The organism is Dickeya dadantii NCPPB 898, from assembly GCF_000406145.1.
In the GTDB taxonomy this organism is placed as follows: domain Bacteria; phylum Pseudomonadota; class Gammaproteobacteria; order Enterobacterales; family Enterobacteriaceae; genus Dickeya; species Dickeya dadantii.
This window is the reverse complement of sequence record NZ_CM001976.1, coordinates 3,864,979-3,888,404: the sequence shown is the minus strand read 5'-3', so window position 1 is coordinate 3,888,404 and position 23,426 is coordinate 3,864,979. Positions and strand designations below refer to the sequence as shown.

The following is a 23,426-nucleotide window of genomic DNA, read 5'->3' as shown; positions in this document are numbered from 1 at the left end:
GTATTTTTGCGTTTTTTGTGCGACTGCAATAAACTGATGTTGCAACCGCAACGAATCAGGAGGGGATCATGACATCGCTGTTTACGCCGACCGTCCGTGTACAGGAGCACGAGGGGATTTTAGCCGCTCTGTCTCTGTCTTCTTCACTGGTGCGGGCACATGAACAGATCAGCGAAGGTTTGCCGGTCAGCATCATCCGCGAGGCCGCCAATAAGGCGCAGCTGGATGAAGGCTATTTGTTGCGGCTGGTCGGCGTCGATCGCAGTACCTACCACCGCCGGCTCAAGCATCCGGAGAAGACCTGGTCGGTGGAGCAGGGCGCCAGAATTTATGCCAGCGTTCGGGTGCTGGACGCCGCCGCGCGGTTGTTCGATCGCGATTACGTCAAAGCGGTCGACTGGCTGAATCAGCCGGCGAAGGCGCTGGGCGGGCAACCGCCGGCCGCGATGCTGAAAACCCCGGCCGGCACCGAAGCGGTGCTGGATCTGATTGGCCGCATCGGCCACGGCGTCATCAGCTGATGGCGACGTTTTACCGACTGGTGAAGCAGACATTTGTGTCACAGGCGTTTGATGGCGCGGGCGCAAAACTGTACGGCGGGCGCTGGAACAGCAAGGGCGTTCCCTGTGTCTATCTGGGCGGCACCATTGCGCTGTGCCTGCTGGAGACGCTGGTACACCTGCGGGAAGTGGCTATGCTGCCGGCGTTTTCGCTACTATCGGTAGAGGTGCCCGATACGCTGGTGATGGAGTTAAGCCGGGACGCGTTGCCCGCCGACTGGCAACAGGATCCGCCGCCGGACGCCACCCGGCAGATCGGTGATGAGTGGCTGGCGTCGCGCGTCAGTCTGGTGCTGAAGGTGCCGAGCACGCTGACCGGCGAATGGAACGCGCTGTTCAACCCTGAACACCCGGAGGCGCAACAGGTGTTATCCACGCTGCAGGTGGTGCCGTTCTATTTCGATTCCCGCCTGCTGTAGTTCTTCATCCACAGTAGTTTTCCGTCTGATGAGTTCTCCGCCTGCTGTAACTCTGGCAGGCCGTCACGCTTCCACATCAATATACAGCGCGTCGTAGCGCCAGTACTCGCAGTCGCAGTCGATGATGCGGTCGTGCTGATCGCGGTTAATGCGGGTGATGAACAGCGCCGGACTGCCGGGCGCGAGCTTTAGCGCCGGGGCGGCGACCGGCGGCAGCGGCGTCGGCAGCATGGTAAAACGCACCCGGCCGTAACGAATGTCGTATTGCGACTGGTAAAGCTGGGTGAGCGAACGCGTCAGGTCGCTGCGCAGTAAATCCGGAAACCAGGCCGGGTTCAAATAGTGTTCCACGTACAGCACCGCGCGCCCGTCGAGGCGCCGCAAACGGCGGATACGGTAGATATCCGCGCCTTCCTCCAGTTCCAGATGACGGGCGATCGCCGCATTCGCCGCGACGACGCCGGCGTCCAGCACCTCGGTGGCGGCTTTACGCCCCTGTTTTTCCGCCATTTCATGAAAGTGACTTCTGTGCAGCGGATTATAGCTAAGCCGCGGCGGTGAGATGAACCAACCGCGCCGTAGTTCCCGATAAATGATGCCCTGCGATTCCAGCAAGGTGAGCGCTTCGCGCAGGGTAATGCGGGTGGTGGAAAATTGCTCGCTGAGCGCCCGCTCGGACGGCAGCCGCCCGCTGGCGAACTCGCCCTGGTGAATCCGTTCGATCAGCGCATCGGCAATCTGGGCGATGGCGGTCGGTTGTATTTTCATCATTGTTAGAGCCTTGATGTTGTGCAGCCTGCACCATAGCAGGGATTTTTGACTATTAGGTTGCCGGTCTGTCGGGATGATGCAAATCGCCAGCCGACCGGCGTCAGACGCCGCCCGCAGGCGTTGGCAGACCGGCGCTGAAACCTTTTCGTCATGCTGCCGACATGAAAACTTCATCGCCGTGTGCTGAATTGGCGTACTTATTGCTGGACTAGACCAGCAGAGTATCAGACCAACAGCGTATCACTCCCCCTCTTATGGAGCATAATGATGAAAAAATTGTTGTCTTCTGTGTTAATCAGCAGCGCGTTGTTTTCGACCGCTGCCATGGCGCAGGATCTGGCGGCGCTGGAAAAAGCCGCCCGCGCCGAAGGCGAAGTTAACAGCGTCGGCATGCCGGACAGCTGGGCCAACTGGAAAGATACCTGGGACGATTTGAGCGCCAAATATGGCCTGAAACACAGCGATACCGACATGTCTTCCGCGCAGGAGATCGCCAAGTTCGCCGCCGAGAAAGAGAACGCCAGCGCGGATATCGGCGACGTGGGCGTCGCTTTCGGCCCGGTGGCGGTACAAAAAGGGGTGAGCCAGCCGTACAAGCCGACCACCTGGGAACAGGTGCCGGACTGGGCGAAAGACAAGGACGGCCACTGGGCGATGGCCTACACCGGCACCATTGCGTTTATCGTCGATAAACAGCAGGTAAAAGAGATTCCGCATAGTTGGGCGGATCTGCAAAAAGGCAACTACGTGGTGACCATCGGCGACGTCGGCACCGCGTCTCAGGCGTCCAGCGGCGTGCTGGCGGCCAGCTTCGCGCTGGGCGGCAACGAGAAGAACCTGAAACCGGCGCTGGATTTCTTCGCCAAACTGGCGAAAGAAGGTCGTCTCGGCCTGACCAACCCGGCTATCGCCAATATCGAGAAAGGCGAAGTGCAGGTGGGCGTGGTGTGGGATTTCAACGGCCTGAACTACCGCGACAAGATCAACAAAGATCGTTTCGACGTATTGATCCCCTCTGACGGTTCGGTGATCTCCGGCTACACCACCATCATCAACAAATACGCCAAACACCCGAACGCCGCCAAACTGGCACGCGAGTACATCTTCTCCGACGCCGGTCAGATCAATCTGGCGCGCGGTTATGCCCGCCCGATCCGCGCCCAGCACATTACCCTGCCGGATGACGTGAAGGCCAAACTGCTGCCGCAGGAACAGTACAAAAACGCGCATCCGATCGCCGACGCCGAAGCCTGGGACAAGACGGTGAAAGCGCTGCCGCGTCTGTGGCAGGAAAACGTCATCATCAACATGAAGCAGTAACGACGCAGGCGGGAGTGTGGGATGAAAACGATTCTGGTGATACTGGACGGGCTGAGCTTTCAGGTCGGGCGTGAGGCGATGGGCTACCTGCAGGCGGAGTGCGCCGCCGGGCGCGGTTGCCTCTACCAGTTGGAGTGCGAGCTGCCGTCGCTGTCGCGCCCGTTGTATGAGTGCATTCTCACCGGTATAACGCCGGTGCAGAGCGGCATCATCCACAACGGCGTCGACCGGCTGAGCCGCGAGCGCAGCATTTTCCATTACGCCCGCGACGCCGGATTAACCACGGCTGCCGCGGCGTATCACTGGGTCAGCGAGTTGTACAACCGCACGCCGTTTGACGCGGCGCGCGATCGTCATACCGTCGAGCCGTCGCTGCCGATCCAGTACGGCCACTTCTACCATGACGACGGCTATCCCGACTCCCATCTGTTTGAAGACGCGGAAAGCCTGCGCCGGCGCTATCAGCCGGACTTTCTGCTGATCCACCCGATGAACATTGACGACGCCGGGCACCGGCACGGCCTGTCCACCCCGCAGTACCGCAACAAGGCGCGCATGGCGGACGGCTACCTGTCGCACTGGATGCCGCGCTGGCTGGCGGAGGGGTATCAGGTGCTGGTGACGGCGGATCACGGCATGAACGATGACCGCAGTCACGGCGGCATTTTGCCGGAAGAACGTCAGGTGCCGCTGTACGTATTCGGCGATGGTTTCTCGCTGCAACCGGATGCCGCGCCGCAGCAAACCGAGCTGTGCGGTACGGTGTGCCAGTTGCTTGGCGTGACGCACGACAAGCCCGTGAGCCGCGATCTGTTGGTGAAAGGCATCACGGAGGGGCGGGCGTGAGGAATCGATGGCTGGCGGCGCTGGTTCTGCTGCCGTTTTTGGTGGTGTTTATCGCGTTTCAGGTAGCCCCGCTGGTGTGGATGGCGATCAACAGTTTTTACAGCGACATGGACAGCGCCTGGGGGCTGGCGAACTACCGTGACCTGTTGACGTCGCCGTTTTATTTGCAGGCGATGCGCTTTTCGTTGGATATCTCGTTCTGGTCAAGCCTGTATGGCCTTGTCATCGCGCTGGTCGGCGGCTATTCGCTGCAACAGCTGGGGGAAGGGCGGCTGCGGCGTTTTGTGATGTCGTTCGCCAACATGACCAGTAATTTCGCCGGTGTGCCGCTGGCGTTTGCCTTCGTGATCATGCTGGGGCTGAACGGTTTTATCACCCTGTTGCTCAGGCAGAATGGGCTGATCGACGGCTTTAATCTCTACTCCCGTGACGGGTTGATCCTGATTTATACCTATTTCCAGATTCCGCTCGGCATCCTGCTGCTCTACCCGGCCTTCGACGGGCTGCGCAGCGAATGGCAGGAGTCGGCGGCGCTGCTGGGCGCCAGCCGCTGGCGTTACTGGCTGCACATCGGCATTCCGGTGCTGACGCCGGCGTTGCTCGGCACCTTCGTCATTCTGCTGGCGAATGCGCTGGGCGCCTACGCTACCATTTACGCGCTCACTACCGGTAACTTCAACGTGGTGCCGATCCGCATCGCGGCGCTGGTGTCCGGCGATATCTCGCTGGATCCGAACCTGGGCAGCGCGCTGTCCATGTTGCTGGTATTGCTGATGGCGCTGATTACCGTGGTTCACCAATGGCTGCTAAGCCGGAGTTATCTCCATGCTGCCCGCTAATCCTGTTGCCGGAGGCCGCCATGTCTCGTGCTGAACGCCGTTACCACCTGCTGGTGGTGTGGCTGGTGTTACTGATTCTGATGTTGCCGCTGCTGGCGACGCTGGGTTACGCGCTCGCCACCGAGTGGGGCGCGACCATTCTGCCGCAGGGGCTGACCCTGAAATGGTTTACGCAACTGTGGAGCGACAGCCGTTTTCTGGTGGCGCTGGGCCACTCGCTGCTGATCTGTTTCGGCGCATTACTGTTTTCGCTGTTGCTGGTGTTGCCGGCGATGTTCGTGATCGCCTGGGCGTTTCCGAAGCTGGACGGGCTGATGAACGTGCTGATTCTGCTGCCGTTTGCGGTGCCGCCGGTGGTGTCGTCGGTGGGGCTGCTACAGCTTTACTCCGCCGAACCGCTGGCGCTGACCGGCACCCCCTGGATTCTGGTCGGCTGCTATTTCACCATCGCGCTGCCGTTTATTTACCGCGCCATCGCCAACAACATGCAGGCAATCAACTTGCAGGAGTTGCTGGACGCGGCGCATCTGCTCGGCGCCAGTACCTGGCAGGCGGCGCTGTGGGTGGTGCTGCCCAACCTGCGTAAAGGGGTGATGATTGCCGTGCTGCTGTCATTTTCATTCCTGATCGGCGAGTTCGTGTTCGCCAATCTACTGGCGGGCACCAACTACGAAACCCTGCAGGTGTACCTGTACAACAAACGCAACGACAGCGGGCATTTTACCAGCGCGCTGGTGATCTCCTATTTTCTGGTGGTGCTGCTGGTGACCTGGCTGGCGAACGCGCTTAACCGCAATCAATGAATCACGCAATGAGTAAAAAGGGACACGCTGAACATGGCCTATCTTGACGTCATCAATCTGAATAAACACTACGGGCCGACCAGAGTGTTTCAGGATATCCAATTTTCGGCCGATGAAGGCGAGTTCGTCACGCTGCTGGGGCCGAGCGGCTGCGGCAAGTCGACGCTGTTGCGCTGTCTGGCCGGGCTGACGTCGGTGGACAGCGGTCAGATTCTGCTACAAGGCCGCGACATCGTACCGCTGTCGCCGCAACAGCGTGATATCGGCATGGTGTTCCAGAATTACGCGCTGTTTCCCAATATGACCGTCGAAGGCAATGTGGCGTTCGGCCTGAAGATGCAGAAACTGCCCGCTGGCGAGATTCGCGCGCGGGTGGCGGAGGTGCTGGCGTTGGTGGAACTGGGCGAGTATGCCCGCCGCTACCCGCACCAGTTGTCCGGCGGCCAGTGTCAGCGCGTGGCGCTGGCGCGCTCGCTGGTGACCCGCCCACGCCTGCTGCTGTTGGACGAGCCGCTGTCGGCGCTGGACGCCCGCATTCGCCGTCACCTGCGTGAGCAGATCCGGCGCATCCAGCAGGAGCTGAAGCTGACCGCCATCTTCGTTACCCACGATCAGGAGGAAGCGCTGACGTTATCCGACCGCATCGTACTGATGAACAAGGGAGAAATCGTGCAGAACGGCGACGCCGAGTCGCTCTACACCCAGCCCGCCAGCCTGTTTGCCGCCGGGTTCATCGGCAGTTACAACCTGCTGAGCGCCGAACAGGCGATGAGCCTGACCGGTGGGCGGTTTTCCGGCCAGGTGGCGCTGCGTCCGGAGTCGGTGCTGTTGTGCGCGCCGGAGCAGGGGCTGGCCGGAGAAATCATCGGTCACAGCCTGCTGGGCAACGTTATCCGCTACCGGGTACGCATCAGCGAGGTGGAGCTGTCGGTAGACGTGCTCAACCGTGCGGTGACCGATTTGCACCCCACCGGCAGCCGGGTCGGGGTGCAGATCGATCTCAGCGCGCTGCGTGAGGTGGCGTAAAGCTCACTTTAGGCTGTGTTGTGCGCCAGCCAGCGTTGCAACCGCGCGGGAAAGTTTTCGGCGAAGGCGAGTAACTGTTCGGTGAATTGCTCCACCAAGGCCGAGGCCGGGCGGTGCAGCGGGCGAATCAGGCTGACGGTAAACGGCACCTCGATGCTGAAACGGCGTACCGCCACCGCGCCGCTGCTGGCGTAATCCACCGCGGTGAGCGGGTTGACGATCGACAACCCCACTCCGGCGCGCACCATCGCGCATACCGAGGCGGCGCTGTGGGTGTCCAGCACCAGCCGCCGCGCGACGTTCGCCTGTTCAAATTGCTGGTCCAGCAACTGCCGGTAACTGTCGGTACTGGACAGGCTGACGAACGGCTGGTCGCGGAAATCCTCCGGCGTCAGCACCGTTTTGCGCGCCAGCGGGTGGCCGATGGGCAGTACGCAGACTTCATTGAGTTCCATCAGCGTTTGCCGTTCGGTGCCGGCGGGGGTGACCTGATTTTCCGTCAGCCCCAGATCGTGGCGCTGCGCCGACAGCCACTCTTCCAGCAACGGCGATTCCTGCGGGATGACGTGCAGATTGAGCGCCGGGTAACGCGCCAGCAGCGGCTGGCATACCTCGGGCAGCAACGACTGGGAGAACACCGGCAGACAGGCGACCGACAGCGGCGCCTGCCGAAACTGCCGGATATCGCGCGCGGCATTGATGATGCGCTCCAGCCCGTAATAGGAGTGCTGCACTTCGTCGAACAATTGCAACGCCTGCGCGGTGGGGTGTAGCCGCCCGCGCAGGCGTTCGAACAGCGGCATCTGCACCAGATGCTCGAAACGCGCCAGTTCGCGGCTCACCGTCGGCTGCGAGGTATTGAGCAGCGCGGCGGCTTCCGTCAGGTTGCCGGTGGTCATTACCGCGTGAAAGATCTCAATGTGGCGCAGGGAAATCTCAGCCATTCGTTCCTCTTTTGTTCAGCTAAGCCATATCAGAAATGAATAGAGTCTGCGAAAAAGGATATTTGTATTATAGGATGCAGGCCAGCACAATTTCGGCATCTGATAACGCCACGGTACGATATCCATGCCACACGATCTGAATGACCTTTCCCATGCGCTGAACGTCCAGAGCCTGCGCGCGCTGCCGGAACGCTTTGGCTGCCCGCTGTGGGCCTACGATGCCGAGACTATCATTGAGCGCATCGGTCAGTTGCGCCAGTTCGACACCATCCGTTTTGCGCAGAAAGCCTGTTCCAACCTGCATATTCTGAAACTGATGCGCCAGCAGGGCGTGAAGGTGGATTCGGTATCGCTGGGCGAAATTGAACGCGCGCTGGCGGCCGGGTTTGAGCCGGGTACCGAGGCGCACGAGATCGTGTTTACCGCCGATGTGCTGGATGACGCCACGCTGCAACGGGTGCACGAGCTGAACATTCCGGTGAATGCCGGTTCCATCGACATGCTGCATCAACTGGGCGAGCGTTCGCCGGGTCACCCGGTGTGGCTGCGTATTAATCCGGGATTCGGCCACGGCCACAGTCAGAAGACCAACACCGGCGGCGAAAACAGCAAACACGGTATCTGGTATGCCGATTTGCCGCAGGCGCTGGAGGCGCTGAGCCGTTATCGCCTGAAGCTGGTGGGCATCCACATGCATATCGGCTCCGGTGTTGATTACGGGCACCTGGAGCAGGTGTGCGACGCGATGGTGCAGCAGGTGCTGGCGGTGGGGCAGGATCTGGAGGCGATTTCCGCCGGCGGCGGGTTGTCGATTCCCTATCGTCACGGCGGCGAGCGCATTGATACTCAACACTATTATGGACTGTGGAACCGGGCGCGGGAGCAGATCGCCGCGCATCTGGAGCACCCGGTGGCGCTGGAAATCGAACCGGGGCGTTTTCTGGTGGCGGAGTCCGGCGTGCTGGTGGCGCAGGTGCGCGCGGTAAAAGACATGGGCAGCCGTCATTTTGTGCTGGTGGACGCCGGATTCAGCGACCTGATGCGCCCGGCGATGTACGGCAGTTACCATCACATCACTCTGTTGCCGGGCGACGGGCGCGATCTGAGCCAGTCCGCGCTGCGCGACACCGTGGTGGCCGGCCCGCTGTGCGAATCCGGCGATGTGTTCACCCAGCAGGCGGGCGGTGGAGTGGAAACGCTGCCGCTGCCGTCGGCGCAGGTGGGCGATTATCTGGTGTTCCATGACACCGGCGCTTACGGCGCGTCGATGTCCTCCAACTACAATAGCCGCCCGCTGATCGCCGAAGTGCTGTTTGAACAAGGGCAGCCGCGGCTGATTCGCCGCCGTCAGACGCTGGACGAACTGCTGGCGCTGGAGCGGGTGTAACCGCTCGGTGCCGATTCAGCGCGTGTGCGGCCCTTGCGTCACCGAGGCGCGCCGTTTCAATTCACCGATAAACGGGGCGATCGGTTTGACCGATGCGCCTTCGGACAGTTTCAGCGCCTGCGAGATGGCGGCGCTGATCATCTCTTCAATCGGCAAATACACCGTGGACAGCGCCGGGTTCAGATAAGGCGCGCTGGGAATATCGTCAAAGCCGAACAGCGACACGTCTTGCGGCAGCCGCTTGCCGGCTTCGAGCAGCGCTTTCATCGCGCCGATGCACATATCGTCGTTGCTGGCGAAGATCGCGGAAAAACCGGCGTCATGCGCCAGCAGCTCGCGTACCGCCTGATAGCCGCCGGGCACCAGATTATCGCCGTTGACCACCCGCAGCGGATCATAAGGGATACGATGATGATCCAGCGCCTGCCGGTAACCCGCCAGACGTGCGCGCGCGGTCGGGGTGTTGATCGGCCCGGTGATGCAGGCGATTTCGCGGTGCCCTTGCTGCACCAGATAATCGATCAACTGAAATACCGCCTGCTGTTGTTCGAACCAGACGCAGCGGTCAGGCGCCATCGGCAGGTGACGGTTGATGACCACGATCGGCACCGTAGACTGCTCCAGCAGCCCCATCAGCGCCGCGTCGGACATGTGGCGGGTATAGAGCACGATGGCGTCGCAGCGGCGATCGGTCAGCAGTTGCACCGCCTGTTGTTCGTCTTCCGGCGTATCGTGACCGTCGGTCACGATCAGGTGCTTGCCGCTGGTTTCGGTGCGTTCCGCCGCCCGGCGCAGCAAGCGGCCGAAATAGGGGCCGTCGAAATTGGATACCACCAGGCCGAGGCTGTTTGAGCTGCGTTGCGCCAGCGATCGCGCCAGAAAGTTGGGGCGATAGCCCAGTTCTTCCATCGCTTTGAACACGGCATCGCGCGTGCTTTGCTTCACCTGACCCGTACCGTTCAACACCCGTGATACTGTGGCTTTGGATACGCCGGCATGCCTTGCCACATCAAGCATGGTCATCATGGTTTGCACCTTCCCTGTTTTTACCGAAGTCTGTCACAGAGTTGTTATCAATCTTTGTCACATACTAGCACACTGGCACAGCGTCAGTGGGGCAGGTGCAGAATATCTCTCTGCCGGCGCGGCGTCGTCAGGCTGATGAGCGTTCAAACAGCTCTTTGCGCAGCAGTACCAGCTCTTCGGCCAGATCGTGGCATAGCATGGCGGTCATCAGATGATCCTGCGCGTGTACCATAATCAGATTGACCGGCACCTTGCCTTCGCCTTCATCCAGCCCGATCAGCCGGGTCTGGATAAGATGGGCCGCTTTCGCCGCCTCCTTTGAGGCCAGCAGCTGCGCGTCGGCCTGCGCCCAGTCCTGACCGCGGGCGGCCTGAATCGCCATCATGGCGCTGGATCGGGCTTCACCGGCGTTGATCAGTAGCTCCATCACGGTCTGTTCCATATCGAATTCCATCGCGTCGTCCTCTTGGTATGCCAAATTTGATGTTTGCCATGTTATTGGAATTCCAATATTGGCTTGTGAGAACAATGTCACAGAAAAATTATTCATTTGTTTTATTTTTTGGCATGCCAAACGCGAAAGCGCTGAACCTGCCGTCCATTCTTCCGCGCGTAACGGCCACTACGGGGGCGATAGCCTCTGATAACAACAACCCCTGAAAATGCAGGTAAATCAAAGAGGTGGAGTTATGTCATTCAAGGATCAGGCCATCGATTCATTAGGATCGTTTGCCAACCAGTTCAACAGCCTGAGATACATCATGGCGATCAAAGCCTCGTTCATCACGCTGATGCCGGTGATCATCGTGGGCGCGTTTTCTGTGCTGATCTCCAATATGGTGCTCGACCCCAGGAACGGGCTGGCGAGTTTCGCCATGTTCTCCTTTCTGGCGCCGCTCAAACCGATTATGAGCGGCATTAACTACGCCACACTGAACTTTCTCACCATCGGCGCGGTGTTCCTGATCGGTATCGAGCTGGGGAAAATCAACGGCTCCCGCGGGCTGTTCCCCGGTTTGCTGGCGGTGATCTGTTTCATTTCGATTACCCCCACCACCATCGATATGGTGATCAACGGCCAGACGCTGCCGGTGAAAGACGTGCTGGCGCGCCAGTTTTCCGACACCAAGAGCCTGTTCCTCGGCATGTTCATCGCCATTCTGTCGGTGGAGATTTACTCCAAGCTGGAATCGGTGGACCGGCTGCGCATCAAGATGCCGGACAGCGTGCCGCCGAATGTGTCCGCGTCGTTTTCGGCGTTGATCCCGGCGATCATCACCGTGACGCTGGTGGCGACCTTTGGGTTTACCTTCCAGAAAGTGACCGGCATGTACCTGTACGACGCCATCTACATGGTGGTGCAGCAGCCGCTGGAATCGGTGGTGCAGAGCCTGCCGGGGCTGTTGATCCTGATGTTTGTGGCGCAACTGTTCTGGGTGATCGGCATCCACGGCAACCAGATGATCAAGCCGATCCGCGAACCGCTGTTGCTGGGGGCGATCGCGGTGAACATGACCGCGTTTGAACAGGGTCACGAGGTGCCGAATATCATCACCATGCCGTTCTGGGACGTGTATATGAGCATCGGCGGCTCCGGGCTGACCATCGGGCTGCTGCTGGCGGTGATGATCGCTTCCCGCCGCCGCGAAATGAAAGAGATCGCCAAGATCTCCTTCGGCCCGTGCGTGTTCAACATCAATGAGCCGGTGATTTTCGGTATGCCGATCATGCTCAACCCGATTCTGGCGATTCCGTTCATCATCACGCCGCTGGTCACCGGCACCATCGGTTACTTCGCCACCAGCATGGGCTTTGCCGGCAAAGCGGTGGTGATGGTGCCTTGGACCACGCCGCCGATCATCAACGCCTGGCTGTCCACCGCCGGTTCCATGGGCGCGGTGGCGACGCAGATTGTTTGCATCATCGTCGCCACCCTGATTTACCTGCCGTTCGTCAAAGTGGCGTCTCGTCGTGCCGAGCAGGCGCAGCGGGAAGCGGAAGCCGAGCAGGCCAGTGTAGCGAAAAGCTAAGCGTATTAAACACGTAAGCAGATCGAACACGTAAGCGAATCGAACAACGAAGCGAATCGAAAAACGAAAGGGAGAAAGGCATGAGCAAGGTATCAATGACCCTTCCCGAGGGCTTCATTCTGGGGGCGGCGTCGTCCGCCTGGCAGACCGAAGGATGGTCAGGCAAGAAGAGCGGGCAGGATTCCTATCTGGACCTGTGGTACAAGCGCGACCGGCAGGTATGGCACAACGGCTACGGTCCGGCGGTGGCTACCGACTTCTACAACCGCTACCGCGAAGACGTGGCGCTGATGAAGCAGACCGGGCTGACCCATTTCCGCACCTCCATCAACTGGTCGCGCTTCATGCTGGACTATGAAAACGGCGTGGTGGATGAGGAATACGCTGCTTACATCGACAACCTGATCGACGAACTGCACCGGCAGGGCATCGAACCGATGCTGTGTCTGGAGCATTACGAGCTGCCGGCGGTGCTGTTCGAGAAGTATCAGGGCTGGTCGTCGAAGCGGGTGGTGGAGTGGTTCGTGCAGTACGCCGACGCGGTGTTCGCCCGCTATGCCGGCAAGGTTAAGCGCTGGTTCACCTTTAACGAGCCGATTGTGGTGCAAACCCGCGTCTATCTGGACGCGGCGCGCTACCCCTACCAGCAGGACACCGGCGTCTGGATGCAGTGGAACCACCACAAGAATCTGGCGACCGCCAAAGTGGTGCAACTGTTCCGCGACAAAGGTTACCACCGCCACGGCGGCAGCATCGGGGTGATCCTCAATCCGGAGGTGACCTATCCGCGTTCCAGCGCCGCGCACGATGTGGAAGCGGCGCGGCTGTATGACCTGTTCTACAACCGGGTATTTCTGGACCCGGCGCTGAAGGGCGAATACCCGGCGGAGCTGCTGGCGCTGCTGGAAACGCATCAGGTGCATTGGGATTACACCGAGGAAGAGCTGGCTATCATCCGCGCCAATACCGTGGACGAGGTGGGGATCAATCTCTATTACCCGCACCGGGTCAAAGCGCCCAGCCGGGCGTGGAACAGCAACACGCCGTTCCACCCGGCCTACTACTACGAGCATTTCGAACTGCCCGGCCGGCGGATGAACAAGTCCCGTGGCTGGGAGATTAATCCCCGCATCATTTACGACATGGCGATGCGCCTGAAAGACGAATACGGCAACCTGCCCTGGTTCGTGTCGGAAAACGGCATGGGGATTGAAAACGAAGGCCAGTTCAAAGACGGCCGCGGCGTGGTGCAGGATGATTACCGTATCGCGTTCATCGCCGAACACCTTTACTGGACGTTAAAGGCGCGCGAAGACGGGGCCAACTGTCTGGGTTACATGCTGTGGGCCTTTACCGACAACGTCTCGCCGATGAACGCGTTCAAGAACCGTTACGGCCTGATTGAAATCGATCTGGAGCACGACCGGCAGCGGCGGCCGAAGAAATCGGCAAGCTGGTTCCGTCAGGTGCGGGACAGCGGCGTGCTGGCGTTCGAACTGGACGATGAAGATAAATAGGGGGAAAGATGAAACGGATCGTACTGGCCTGCTCGGCAGGCATGTCCACGTCGCTGGTGGTGACCAAAATGGAAAAAGAAGCGACGGCGCGCGGCATGGAATACCAGATTTACGCCATTCCCGAACAGAACCTGCGGGATGAACTGCAAACCTACGGCGACGATATCATCGCGGTGCTGCTGGGGCCGCAGGTGCGGTTCAAGCTGACGGAAAACAAGAAACTGACCGACGAGTACCAGATCCCGATCGCGGTGATCGATTCGGTGGCTTACGGCACCCTGAACGGCGCAAAGGTACTCGATCAGGCGCTGAGTTTGGTAAACTGAGCCCCTGATTGCTGTAAGTAACGCGCGGACCGGTGGTGCAGACCCCGGTCCGCGTTTAGGCTGTGGACCCTGACGAACGCGCGCGTTGTGCCGGCGCGGCGATGATTCAGGGGCGCGCAGCCTGGTATCCGGCCCCGCGTCGGGGCGGCAGCGGTGTTCAATTCTCGGCCGTTCAGGGTGGCATTGTGGCGAAGGTTGTGGTTCTACAAGAAAGAAAGCAATACCAGGAGATAGGGTGTGACCTGCGGGAGAAAATCCAGCAGGGGGAGTACCCGGTCGGGGCGCGTCTTCCGCCGGAGCGGAATATTGCCGAAACCTACGGCGTCAGCCGCACCATCGTGCGTGAAGCGTTGCTGATGCTGGAGCTGGAAGGCACGGTGGATATCCGCCAGGGGTCGGGCGTGTACGTGTTGCGCGTGCCGTCAGCGGAGGAGCCGTCCCCCAATGCGCAAAACCGCATCGGCGCGTTTGAAATGCTGCAGGCGCGCCAGTTGCTGGAAAGCAATATCGCCGCGTTTGCCGCCCGCATGGCGACCCGCAATGACATTGATATCTTGCGGCATACGCTGGAGCAGGAGCAGGCGGCCATCGCCGCCAATGATTACCGCAGCGATTTCGACAAAATCTTTCATCTGCAGGTGGCGGGTGCCACCCAAAACCAGATGCTGCTGGAAACGGTCAGCAATATCTGGTCTTGCCGGGACGAAAGCCCCATCTGGCAGCAGCTTTACAGCCATGTCGGCAACCACGGCTACCGGTTGAAATGGCTGGCGGACCACCAGACGATACTGGCGGCGCTGCGTCGTCGGGATGTCAGCGGCTCTTATCAGGCGATGTGGCAACATCTGGAAAACGTCAAAACCACCCTGATGGAGATTTCCGACGCCGAAGCGCCGGAATTTGACGGCTATCTGTTCGATTCGGTACCGATCTTTCAGGGAAAACTGGTCTGAGCATGACGACGATGGAATCTAAGGCAACGATAGGATCTCAGGTCTCGATTGGTTATCTGGCGGATTACCCGCACTTTGAGGCGCAGGTCGTCGACTGGCTGTGGCAGGCGTTTGGCGAAGGGCTGAGCCGGGACTTTTTTGCCAGCGTGGTGCATCACAGCATGGACAAACAAGCGTTGCCGCTGACGTTTGTGGCGCTGGCAGGCGAGCAACTGGTCGGCACCGTCGGGCTATGGCGCTGCGATCTGATCAGCCGACAGGATTTGACCCCCTGGCTGGCGGCGCTTTATGTGGACGAGCACTACCGCGATCGCGGTCTGGGCGCCGAGCTACAGCGTTTTGTGATTGAGTTCAGCCGTGAGCGCGGCTTCCACGATCTCTATCTCTACGCCGGTTTCAGTGGTTACTACGAGCGCCACGGCTGGCGGTACATTGGCGATGCGCCTGAGTACCCCGATAAAACGGTGCGGTTGTATCACCGCGCGTTAAGGTCAATCACACCGTAAAACCATCACCTTTAGCTAACGGGGCTCACTAGTACCTGCTGCGTCTTAACGCCTTACTCATTTAGCGCCCATTATTCAAACTGGCGACCGAATGCCGGCGGATTAGCGTTGGGCAGCGGCGTGTCGTTGGCCAACGCCATCTGCGTCGCCATCGCGTCCCGGTAGCCAGTCAGGCACCGTAGCGGTTATCCTGCACTATCTGTTGCCAGATGGATGTTGGTGCCAAAGCCGCCGCGAGAGCGACCCAACTCATGATCCTCAAGTTCATCGGGATATTTTTTCCGCTCCAGTGGCCGCTTTCAGGACGTGAATGTTATGCCATCCATCTCGATAACATCTCCTTGCATTTCAATTTTTTAGATAGGGCCTCTGAATTTTACGATATCTTGCTTAATTGAATCTTACTCATTCGATCGAAGCACAAAAACAAGTCGCTATGGTGTTTGGCTTTGGAAGCAATATTCTATCTAGGGTAACAACCAAAACAGCCACTTATATATGGTCGATGATTGCAATTATATTTAACAATAGATGTCGGTTAGTAAGTGCTTGAATGCAATCTAATTGATTGTAAATAAATGAGAAAATTGAAAGAAATAGATTTTCTTGTTAGGATGATAAGGAGCTTTATTGGGGAGGCTTTTATGAAACTCGAAACTCGTATACGCCAGTCGATTCAACATCGTCGTGGAGTTGTATTATCTCGTTCTGATCTCGCTCAATTGGGAAGCAAGACCCAAGTTACACATGTATTGAATGTGTTAGTGGAGAATGGTGTACTTCTTCGCCTTTCTCTAGGGATTTACGCTAAAGCCAAAAGGGAGGGGAATGATGTAAAAGCACAGGGTAGTCTCGATGTTATCATTCGTGAAGTAGCCGACAAGTTAGGCTTCCCGCTTCACCGAAAAGACTTATCCTTTGCTAAGGAAAATACCTCTCAAGGTGAGATCATTGTTGAAGTTGATGCGCCAAGAGTTAAGCGCAAGCTTGTCATCAATGGTAATACTATTTGTTTTCGTAGTTATAGCCGTAGGTCTTGTATTAAAAATACAGCATTCAAATTGGCAAAGACACCTCCGACTAAAGGTGTTGCTCGTTACGTATCAGAGCTTGCTCGTTATTACAATGTGTCTTATTGCTACAATGCGATGGATCAATGGGCTGATGCTGTGACTCGTTTAGCTGGTGATGAAGTGGTACATGATGCCGTCGAAGATCTACTTGTCGCCTTAAAACGTGCGGGAAAAATCACTAAGCAAGAAGTCGCGATATTGTCAGTTAATTACTTACGAGAACAAAAACAAAGTGTTTGATCCGTTTAATGATTTTGAGCAAGCCGGTTATTTACGTAACCATTATGGTGAAAAAGACCCGGCAATTGTTCGTCAACTTGAACACACAATGTTTCGTGCTGGTTTAGATGAAGCTTTAGCTTACTTAGCGGGAAGAGACGTCCTCTGTTATGAAGATTTCTTGGAAGTTCATCGGATATTATTCGAAGCATTCTATCCGTGGGCTGGTCAAGACCGTGCGATGACTGCTCCTAATTGTGCGGTATCTAAAGCTGATACGATGTTCTGCCATCCTCATGATGCGCGATTAGCTATTGAGCAGGGCTTGCGTCTTGGACAGAATGCAGAATCGATGCGTCAGCGCCCCGGTGAAGTTATGGGTTTTTTTGCTTATGGGCATCCATTTCTTGATGGGAATGGACGTACTATGCTGATTATTCACAATGAGCTTTGTCATCGAGCAGGCTTCTCGATTGATTGGTCTATAACCAATAAAGTGGATTATTTAAGAGCCTTAAGCGCTGAAATTGAATCCCCATCAAAAGGGCTTTTGGATAACTACTTATGTCAGTTTATAGATGGCATTCGGGATAGAAAGCTTTGGGGTGAATCTATAAATGGTATTCGAGGTTTAGATGGTCAGAGTATAGAAAACTGCGTTGATGGTGAATACACAGATATAGCCGTTGCTCAAAAGTATCGATCATTTAAAATGAATAGAGAGCTGTGACGAAAATTTAGGTCTCATACATTAAAAACATATTCATCATAAACCTTGGGCTGGTTCTGTTTGTACAATTTGAACTTCTGTTTGTTGATCTATTTCCTTTATTCAGTTCCGGCGTAAAGTAGCGTTTCCGACCTTCGGTAATCGTCAGCATAGTGGTCACGCTCATCGAAACAGCTAATAACAGGATGGATCGTTGTCAGCAGCATCCCCCTGCAAGATAACACTGCTGTTTGTTAACCGCTCTTGATGCATCACTAACGCCCATTATTCAAACCGGCGACCGAATGCCGGCGAATGAGCGTCGGGTGGAACAGGTTGATGGCGTTGGGCAACGGCGTGTCGTTGGCCAGCGCCAGCGCGATCTGCGCCGCCTGCGTCGCCATGGCGGTAATCGGGTAGCGGATGGTGGTCAGACGCGGGCGCAGGTAGCGCGACAGCAGCACGTCATCGAAGCCGATCAGCGACATATCCCGCGGCACCTCGATACCGTTATCGCTCAGCACCGCCAGCGCGCCGGCGGCCATCGGGTCGTTGTAGCAGGTCAGCGCGGTCAGCGGGCGGCCGCGTTCCAGCAGCGTGATCATCGCGGCCTCGCCGCCGCTTTCGTCCGGTTCGCCGTAGGCGATCAACTGCTCATCCAGCGGAATCGCGTGTTCGGCCAGCGCGTTGCGGTAACCGGCCAGACGGTCATCGGCGTCGGAGATGGCGTGGTTGGAGCACAGGATGCCGATCTGGCGGTGCCCTTGCAGGATCAGGTGTCGGGTCGCCAGCCAGGCGCCGTAGCGGTTATCCAGCGCCACACAGCGTGTTTCATAACCCGGCAGGATGCGGTTGATCAGCACCATGCCCGGAATCTGTTCCATCAGTTGGGTGAGCTCTTCATCCGGCAGCATCTTGGCGTGGACCACCAGCGCCGCGCAGCGGTGGCGAATCAGCTGTTCGATCGCCTGACGCTCCTTGTGCGCCACATGGTAACCATTGCCAATCAACAGAAAGTTGCCGGTGCGATAGGCTTCCTGCTCCACCGCTTTGACCATGGTGCCGAAAAACGGGTCGGACACGTCGGATACCACCAGTCCCAGCGTTTCGGTGGACTGCTGGGCCAGCGCGCGGGCGTTGGCGTTCGGGTGGTATTGCAACTGCTGCATGGCCTGTAGTACCGCGTTGCGTGCCTGTGCACTGGCTTTCGGCGAATCGTTGATGACGCGTGACACGGTTGCGACCGACACGCCTGCCAGCCTGGCGACGTCCTTAATGGTGGCCATGGAGGTTTCCTGTTGTTCTTAGAGCCTATCCCATTAGGGCTATTTCACTTGCCATTTTGGCCCTGGGCAGTGCTCGAAATCCTCACGTACTATTTGTACGCTCCGGTTTCTCCGCTCTGTCCGAGTCCAAACTGGCTGCGCCAATAACGCCTACTGGGATAGGCTCTTAATGTGAAAATGGTGCGCTGAATCAAGCGACTGCCAAAGTGTCACGGAATTAGGCCGCAGCCGCAAGAGGCGGGGATCGCAACTTTCACCGCCGGCGTGTCGTGATATGCCATCAGGCAGCAATATTGGTGAAGCGTAAATAGATTGTTTGCCATAGGTTATGCGAGTGTTTCTTCAACGAGCCGTCATCCTGCACCGGGTGCGATGCCCGATATCGGGAATAATGCCGGACAGCAGGCCGGTTTCTTATATACGGGCAGGATGGGCTCATTGCTCTCAGGGAAGTCACTGCATGAAATATGTCATTCTGATGGTGTTTATTCTGGCGGTCGCCTATGTCCACTTTCGTGGTCGCGTACGCTATAAATTCTGGCGCCAACTGTCGGACCACTCGACCTTTACCGCGCCGCTCAACGGTTTTATGTACTTGTTTTCCCGCGTTCCGGTGACGCCGTATCTCAAGCCCGGCCATTTCCCTGAACTGGCGGTGTTGCAGGAGAACTGGCAGATGATCCGGGAAGAGGGGGAAATGCTGCTGACGATGCAGGAAATCAAAGCGTCGGATCGCTATAACGACGCCGGTTTCAACTCGTTCTTCAAGACCGGCTGGAAGCGCTTCTACCTGAAATGGTATGAGGATGCTCATCCCTCCGCGGGTGTGATGTGCCCCAATACCACGGCGTTGCTGCGTTCGCTGCCGTCGGTAAAAGCGGCGATGTTCGCCACCCTGCCGGATGGCAGCCGTTTGCCGCGCCACCGCGACCCGTACGCCGGTTCGCTGCGTTACCATCTGGGGCTGAAGACGCCCAACGACGATCGCTGCTTTATCGAGGTCGACGGCGAACGCTACAGCTGGCGGGATGGCGAAGGTGTGCTGTTTGACGAAACCTATATCCACTATGCGGAAAACACCAGCGGCCAGAACCGGCTGATCCTGTTTTGCGATATCGAACGGCCGATGCGCTATCGCTGGGCGCAGGCGGTGAATCACTGGGTGGGGCGCAATCTGATGAGCGCGGCGGCGGCACCGAATACCGAGGCGGATCGCACCGGCGGAATCAACCGGATCTTCCGCTATGTCTATGCGATCAGAAAAGTGGGCAAGCGGCTAAAAAGCTGGAATAAGCCGGTTTACTATCTGGCGAAGTGGTCGTTGTTCGGCGGTATCGCCGCGCTGATCTGGCTGGCGTTATAGTCGGCTCGAACGGCAGTTTTCGCCGGTTGAATTTCGGTCGGCATCGGTCGGGAAAAACCGGCCGAATTACCCGATAACCACGGTTTTTCACGGCTTTATTACAGCTCACCCGAGAATTTTACAGTTGGTTGCACTTCGAACGTTTATCTTTCGATTCTGCGCTAGTGATTCGGGATGACTCTCTTTAGAGTAACAAGTCCCAGAGGTATTGATGGGTGACAAATCGATGTGTTCTCCACATTGAACCATTCAAATTGCACCAACCTACGCGGATGCGTAGGTTTTTTTTTGCCTGCGTTTCGGCAGGCGGGAAAATAATACCCTTGTCACAAATAAAGAAGAAATTCCTCCACCTGTCAGAGGCGCGATTGACGCTCAAAATAGCGGGTGATAGTTTCTGATTATTGCATAAGGCTTGTTACCGTTCGGCGGGCAAAACATAAGTGCAGCAACAGTATGAAGTCGGTTGACTTCGCCGTTTGCTGTATTTAGGTTTTGCCCGTTTTTGTTTTCAGGAGAGATGCGATGAAGATAACTCAAGTCCTGAATAATAATGTGGTCAGCGTGATCGACAATCAGGGGCAGGAGCTTATCTTGACCGGCTGCGGATTGGGTTTTCATTCCCGAACCGGGCAGGATGTGGAAATGCCGCGAGTGGAGAAAATATTCCGTTTGCAGGATAACGCCATTTTCGCCCGTTTTAAGGACCTGGCGCAGGAAGTCCCGTTGGAAATATTGCAACTGACCAGCGATATTGTCGAAACGGTGAAAAAGCAATTACAGCAGAAACTGAGCGAAGGCATTTATGTCACGCTGGCCGATCACCTCGCGTTTGCCCTACAGTGTCAGCGTAACGGCACCCTGATTCAGAACCCGCTGCACTGGGAAGTGCGCCACTTCTACAAGCAAGAGTATGCCGTGGCGGAGCAGGCGCTCGCATTGATACGGCAAACGCTGGGCATCAACCTGCCGGAAGATGAGGCATGCAGTATTGCGCTGCATATCGTCAATGCCGAGCTTGGCGATAATATCGGTAATATGAAGCAGATTACGCAGCTGATTTATCAGGTGCAGAATATCGTCAAATATTATTTTCAGGTGCCGCTGGATGAAAGCAACGGCAATTATCACCGCTTCATTACCCACCTGAAGTTTTTTTCTCAGCGGGTGGTGGAGGGCACCTCGCTGGATAATGACGACGGCGATTTATTTACCATGGTTCAGCAACGCTATCAAAAAACGCTGGGCTGTGTGGAAGCCATCAATACCTTTATCAAAAAAAATTACCAACACACCATGACCAATTCGGAGAAACTCTATCTGACCATTCATATCGATAATATGATTCATCGTCTTACCCAAAATAATTCGAGTTGCGGGACAAATCAGCATGAGCCGATTTGAACGCAGCCAACACGACTGCAACTTGAAGCATTAAGGGTATAAATCATTCCGAATAGGCTTGTTACTGGCAGCGGCGATTAGCCGGAGACGAGGCAATGTCCGCTGACGCAGGCAAACCCCAGAGGAACAAGGCGCTACGGTAAATACCGGGCGGTTGTTGCGGAAATCGTAAGATTTCTTTCTGGAAAGAGGAATTGCCATGTCAGTTAATTATCAGGAGACTGCAAAGAAAATTGTGGCGCTTGTCGGCGGAGATGGAAATATCCGACAGGTTTTTCATTGTATTACCCGCCTGCGTTTTTATTTGCATGAAGCGCAACGTATCGATCGCGCCCAGTTGGAAGCATTAGACGGGGTAATTGGTATTAATGTCGCCGGCGAACAGTTTCAGGTGATCATCGGCAACGAAGTGGCGGATGTCTACCGGGCGTTGATACGGCAGTATCCGCGGTTGGCGAGCCAGACCGCCGACGCCCCGGAAACCGGGCGGCCGCGCCACCCTGTCTCGGCGCTGCTGGAGGCGTTTTCCAGTATCTTCTCGCCGGTGATCCCGGCCATCGCCGGCGCCGGTATCCTCAAAGGGATCCTGTCGTTACTGGTGGCGTTGCAGTGGGTATCCAACACCAACCAGACCTACCTGATCCTGTCCGCCATCAGCGACGGCATTTTTTACTTCATGCCGCTGGTGCTGGCGTTCAGCGCCGCCCACAAGTTTGGCTGTAATCCGTATGTGGCGGTGGCGCTGGCGGCCACGCTGCTGCATCCCACCCTGATGAAGCTGTTTCAAGGCGGCGGCGAGATTACCTTTCTCGGGCTGCCGGTGTCGCCGGTGTCCTACGCCTCGTCGGTGATCCCGATTCTGCTGGCGGTGTGGCTGATGTCCTGGGTGGAGCGCCGTATCGACCGCATCATGCCCGGCGCGCTGAAAACCATGTTCGTGCCGCTGCTGACGCTGTTGATCGTCGCGCCAGTCATGTTGATCGCCATCGGTCCGCTCGGCATCCTCGTCGGCAACCACCTCTCTACCGGCATCGTCTGGCTGGTGGATAACATGGGCATTCTCGCCGGGCTGATTCTGGGCGGCACGCTGTCGATGATCATCATCACTGGTATGCACTATGTGCTGATTCCGATCATGATCAACAACATCAGCAAGATGGGGTTCGATCCGTTCAAGATCATCTTCTACATCGCCAACATGGGGCAGGCGGGGGCGGCGTTCGGCGTGTTCCTGCGCGCCCGTGACAAGAAAACCAAATCGCTGGCGTTGTCCACCAGCCTGACCGCCACGATGGGCATCACCGAACCGGCGATGTACGGCGTCAATATCCGTTTCAAACGTCCGTTCGCCGCCGCGTTGATTGGCGGCGCCTGCGGCGGCGCGTTCGCCATGTTCTTCGGCGTGAAAACCTACGCTTTTGCCCTGAGCGGGCTGCCGGGGCTGCCCGCTCTGGTAGGGCCGACCTTTCTGTACGCGCTGGCCAGCATGGCGATTTCCTTCACCACGGCAACGGTGATGACCTGCGTGCTCGGGTTTGAGGAGCACCCGGAAAAAGCCGCCATTCCCCGCGACGGGCAGACGGTGATGCCGGCCGCGCCGGTGGCGCTGAGCGGCCATAACGAAAAGCTGTTCCATAACGAAAAGCTGTTCGCGCCGGTAGCTGGGCGGGTGGTGTCGCTGGAGAGCCTCAGCGACCCGGTGTTCGCTGGGGAAGTGTTCGGCAAGGGGATCGCCATCTACCCGGAAAGCGGCGAACTGCTGTCGCCGGTTAATGGACGCATCGAGTCGATATTCGACACTCATCACGCGCTGACGCTCAAAAGCGACACCGGCGCCGAGGTGCTGATCCACATCGGCATCGACACCGTCAAGCTCGGCGGCCGCCACTTTATCCGTCGCGCCCAGCCTGGGCAGATGGTGGAAGTCGGCGAACCGCTGGTGAGTTTCGACCTGCCGGCGCTGCTGGCGGAAGGCATCGACCCCAGCGTGATCGTCATTGTCACCAATACCGAATGTTATGGCGAGGTGCGCCCGTTGCTGAACGGCGACGTCCACTCGCGCGACGCCTTGATGAAACTGACCGCTGCGGCGGCCTGAG

At 57.6% G+C, this 23,426-nt stretch carries 23 protein-coding genes and 1 pseudogene; 18 read left to right on the top strand and 6 right to left on the bottom strand.

What is annotated here, in order from left to right; all coding sequences use genetic code 11:
* The first annotated feature begins 68 nt into the window (after positions 1 to 68).
* Together DDA898_RS17530 and DDA898_RS17525 are read left to right on the top strand one after the other, a co-directional pair.
* The gene (locus DDA898_RS17530; protein ID WP_013319346.1) at positions 69 to 521 is read left to right on the top strand and encodes an Xre family toxin-antitoxin system antitoxin; all 453 of its coding nucleotides are present in this window, start codon (positions 69 to 71) and stop codon (positions 519 to 521) included.
* Entirely contained in the window at positions 521 to 979 is a 459-nt protein-coding gene (locus tag DDA898_RS17525) for an RES family NAD+ phosphorylase (RefSeq protein ID WP_033112053.1), read from the top strand. Before DDA898_RS17530 ends, DDA898_RS17525 begins: the two co-directional genes overlap by 1 nt.
* A gap of 63 nt (positions 980 to 1,042) precedes the next feature.
* On the opposite strand, the gene DDA898_RS17520 is transcribed toward DDA898_RS17525, so the two are convergent.
* Entirely contained in the window at positions 1,043 to 1,750 is a 708-nt protein-coding gene (locus DDA898_RS17520; protein WP_013319344.1) for a UTRA domain-containing protein, read from the bottom strand.
* Between the two features lie 267 nt (positions 1,751 to 2,017).
* Between DDA898_RS17520 and DDA898_RS17515 the strand changes: the two genes are divergently transcribed.
* Genes DDA898_RS17515 through DDA898_RS17495 form a run of 5 tightly spaced genes read left to right on the top strand, consistent with a single transcriptional unit; the run spans position 2,018 to position 6,584 of the window.
* Complete coding sequence (locus DDA898_RS17515) at positions 2,018 to 3,070, top strand: ABC transporter substrate-binding protein (RefSeq protein WP_038911888.1); 1,053 nt, start codon at positions 2,018 to 2,020, stop codon at positions 3,068 to 3,070.
* A 21-nt stretch (positions 3,071 to 3,091) separates the two neighbouring features.
* Positions 3,092 to 3,916 carry an alkaline phosphatase family protein gene (locus tag DDA898_RS17510; RefSeq protein WP_038911886.1) on the top strand — a complete coding sequence of 275 codons (825 nt, stop codon included), beginning with the start codon at positions 3,092 to 3,094 and terminating at the stop codon, positions 3,914 to 3,916.
* Positions 3,913 to 4,755, top strand: coding sequence for an ABC transporter permease (locus DDA898_RS17505; protein ID WP_038911885.1), 843 nt, complete (start codon positions 3,913 to 3,915; stop codon positions 4,753 to 4,755). The genes DDA898_RS17510 and DDA898_RS17505 overlap by 4 nt, the downstream gene beginning before the upstream one ends.
* A gap of 20 nt (positions 4,756 to 4,775) precedes the next feature.
* Complete coding sequence (locus DDA898_RS17500) at positions 4,776 to 5,558, top strand: ABC transporter permease (RefSeq protein WP_022634768.1); 783 nt, start codon at positions 4,776 to 4,778, stop codon at positions 5,556 to 5,558.
* Positions 5,559 to 5,591: 33 nt separating this feature from the next.
* On the top strand, positions 5,592 to 6,584 hold the full coding sequence (locus tag DDA898_RS17495) for an ABC transporter ATP-binding protein (protein ID WP_038911884.1): 993 nt from the start codon (positions 5,592 to 5,594) through the stop codon (positions 6,582 to 6,584).
* An 8-nt stretch (positions 6,585 to 6,592) separates the two neighbouring features.
* Here DDA898_RS17495 and DDA898_RS17490 read toward each other — a convergent pair whose 3' ends face one another.
* Positions 6,593 to 7,528, bottom strand: a complete 936-nt coding sequence (locus DDA898_RS17490; RefSeq protein WP_038911882.1) for a LysR family transcriptional regulator — start codon at positions 7,526 to 7,528, stop codon at positions 6,593 to 6,595.
* Positions 7,529 to 7,652: 124 nt separating this feature from the next.
* Here DDA898_RS17490 and lysA point away from each other — a divergent pair, with 124 nt between their 5' ends.
* Positions 7,653 to 8,915 carry a diaminopimelate decarboxylase gene (gene lysA / locus DDA898_RS17485; RefSeq protein WP_038911881.1) on the top strand — a complete coding sequence of 421 codons (1,263 nt, stop codon included), beginning with the start codon at positions 7,653 to 7,655 and terminating at the stop codon, positions 8,913 to 8,915.
* Between the two features lie 15 nt (positions 8,916 to 8,930).
* Here the strand turns inward: lysA and DDA898_RS17480 are convergent, their stop codons facing one another.
* Both DDA898_RS17480 and DDA898_RS17475 read right to left on the bottom strand, forming a co-directional pair.
* Entirely contained in the window at positions 8,931 to 9,941 is a 1,011-nt protein-coding gene (locus DDA898_RS17480) for a LacI family DNA-binding transcriptional regulator (RefSeq protein ID WP_038911880.1), read from the bottom strand.
* A gap of 127 nt (positions 9,942 to 10,068) precedes the next feature.
* Positions 10,069 to 10,395 (bottom strand): PTS lactose/cellobiose transporter subunit IIA, encoded by a 327-nt coding sequence (locus DDA898_RS17475; protein WP_013319335.1) that lies wholly within the window; start codon positions 10,393 to 10,395, stop codon positions 10,069 to 10,071.
* 235 nt (positions 10,396 to 10,630) lie between these two features.
* On the opposite strand from DDA898_RS17475, the gene DDA898_RS17470 reads away from it, so the two are divergent.
* The 5 genes from DDA898_RS17470 to DDA898_RS17450 all read left to right on the top strand — a co-directional run bounded on the left by DDA898_RS17470 (position 10,631) and on the right by DDA898_RS17450 (position 15,273).
* Positions 10,631 to 11,971, top strand: coding sequence for a PTS sugar transporter subunit IIC (locus DDA898_RS17470; protein ID WP_038911879.1), 1,341 nt, complete (start codon positions 10,631 to 10,633; stop codon positions 11,969 to 11,971).
* Positions 11,972 to 12,051: 80 nt separating this feature from the next.
* Positions 12,052 to 13,488 (top strand): glycoside hydrolase family 1 protein, encoded by a 1,437-nt coding sequence (locus tag DDA898_RS17465; RefSeq protein WP_038911878.1) that lies wholly within the window; start codon positions 12,052 to 12,054, stop codon positions 13,486 to 13,488.
* An 8-nt stretch (positions 13,489 to 13,496) separates the two neighbouring features.
* Positions 13,497 to 13,814 carry a PTS sugar transporter subunit IIB gene (locus DDA898_RS17460; protein ID WP_013319332.1) on the top strand — a complete coding sequence of 106 codons (318 nt, stop codon included), beginning with the start codon at positions 13,497 to 13,499 and terminating at the stop codon, positions 13,812 to 13,814.
* Between the two features lie 185 nt (positions 13,815 to 13,999).
* On the top strand, positions 14,000 to 14,767 hold the full coding sequence (locus DDA898_RS17455; RefSeq protein ID WP_022634759.1) for an FCD domain-containing protein: 768 nt from the start codon (positions 14,000 to 14,002) through the stop codon (positions 14,765 to 14,767).
* Between the two features lie 2 nt (positions 14,768 to 14,769).
* On the top strand, positions 14,770 to 15,273 hold the full coding sequence (locus DDA898_RS17450) for a GNAT family N-acetyltransferase (protein WP_038911877.1): 504 nt from the start codon (positions 14,770 to 14,772) through the stop codon (positions 15,271 to 15,273).
* Between the two features lie 188 nt (positions 15,274 to 15,461).
* On the opposite strand, the pseudogene DDA898_RS23735 reads toward DDA898_RS17450, so the two are convergent.
* A pseudogene (locus DDA898_RS23735) lies at positions 15,462 to 15,588 on the bottom strand (IS5 family transposase); the annotation flags it as partial.
* Positions 15,589 to 15,917: 329 nt separating this feature from the next.
* Between DDA898_RS23735 and DDA898_RS17440 the strand changes: the two are divergent.
* Both DDA898_RS17440 and DDA898_RS17435 read left to right on the top strand, forming a co-directional pair.
* Positions 15,918 to 16,586, top strand: a complete 669-nt coding sequence (locus DDA898_RS17440; protein ID WP_033112408.1) for a hypothetical protein — start codon at positions 15,918 to 15,920, stop codon at positions 16,584 to 16,586.
* Positions 16,579 to 17,295, top strand: coding sequence for a Fic/DOC family protein (locus tag DDA898_RS17435; protein WP_038911875.1), 717 nt, complete (start codon positions 16,579 to 16,581; stop codon positions 17,293 to 17,295). The genes DDA898_RS17440 and DDA898_RS17435 overlap by 8 nt, the downstream gene beginning before the upstream one ends.
* A gap of 254 nt (positions 17,296 to 17,549) precedes the next feature.
* Here DDA898_RS17435 and galR read toward each other — a convergent pair whose 3' ends face one another.
* Positions 17,550 to 18,560, bottom strand: coding sequence for an HTH-type transcriptional regulator GalR (galR, locus tag DDA898_RS17430; RefSeq protein WP_038911873.1), 1,011 nt, complete (start codon positions 18,558 to 18,560; stop codon positions 17,550 to 17,552).
* A 460-nt stretch (positions 18,561 to 19,020) separates the two neighbouring features.
* On the opposite strand from galR, the gene lpxO reads away from it, so the two are divergent.
* The 3 genes from lpxO (at position 19,021) to DDA898_RS17415 (ending at position 23,425) form a co-directional block, all read left to right on the top strand.
* On the top strand, positions 19,021 to 19,923 hold the full coding sequence (lpxO, locus tag DDA898_RS17425) for a lipid A hydroxylase LpxO (RefSeq protein WP_038911872.1): 903 nt from the start codon (positions 19,021 to 19,023) through the stop codon (positions 19,921 to 19,923).
* Between the two features lie 525 nt (positions 19,924 to 20,448).
* Positions 20,449 to 21,327 carry a BglG family transcription antiterminator LicT gene (licT, locus tag DDA898_RS17420; RefSeq protein ID WP_038911871.1) on the top strand — a complete coding sequence of 293 codons (879 nt, stop codon included), beginning with the start codon at positions 20,449 to 20,451 and terminating at the stop codon, positions 21,325 to 21,327.
* A 199-nt stretch (positions 21,328 to 21,526) separates the two neighbouring features.
* Positions 21,527 to 23,425 (top strand): beta-glucoside-specific PTS transporter subunit IIABC, encoded by a 1,899-nt coding sequence (locus DDA898_RS17415; RefSeq protein WP_038911870.1) that lies wholly within the window; start codon positions 21,527 to 21,529, stop codon positions 23,423 to 23,425.
* The last annotated feature ends 1 nt before the right edge of the window (position 23,426 follow it).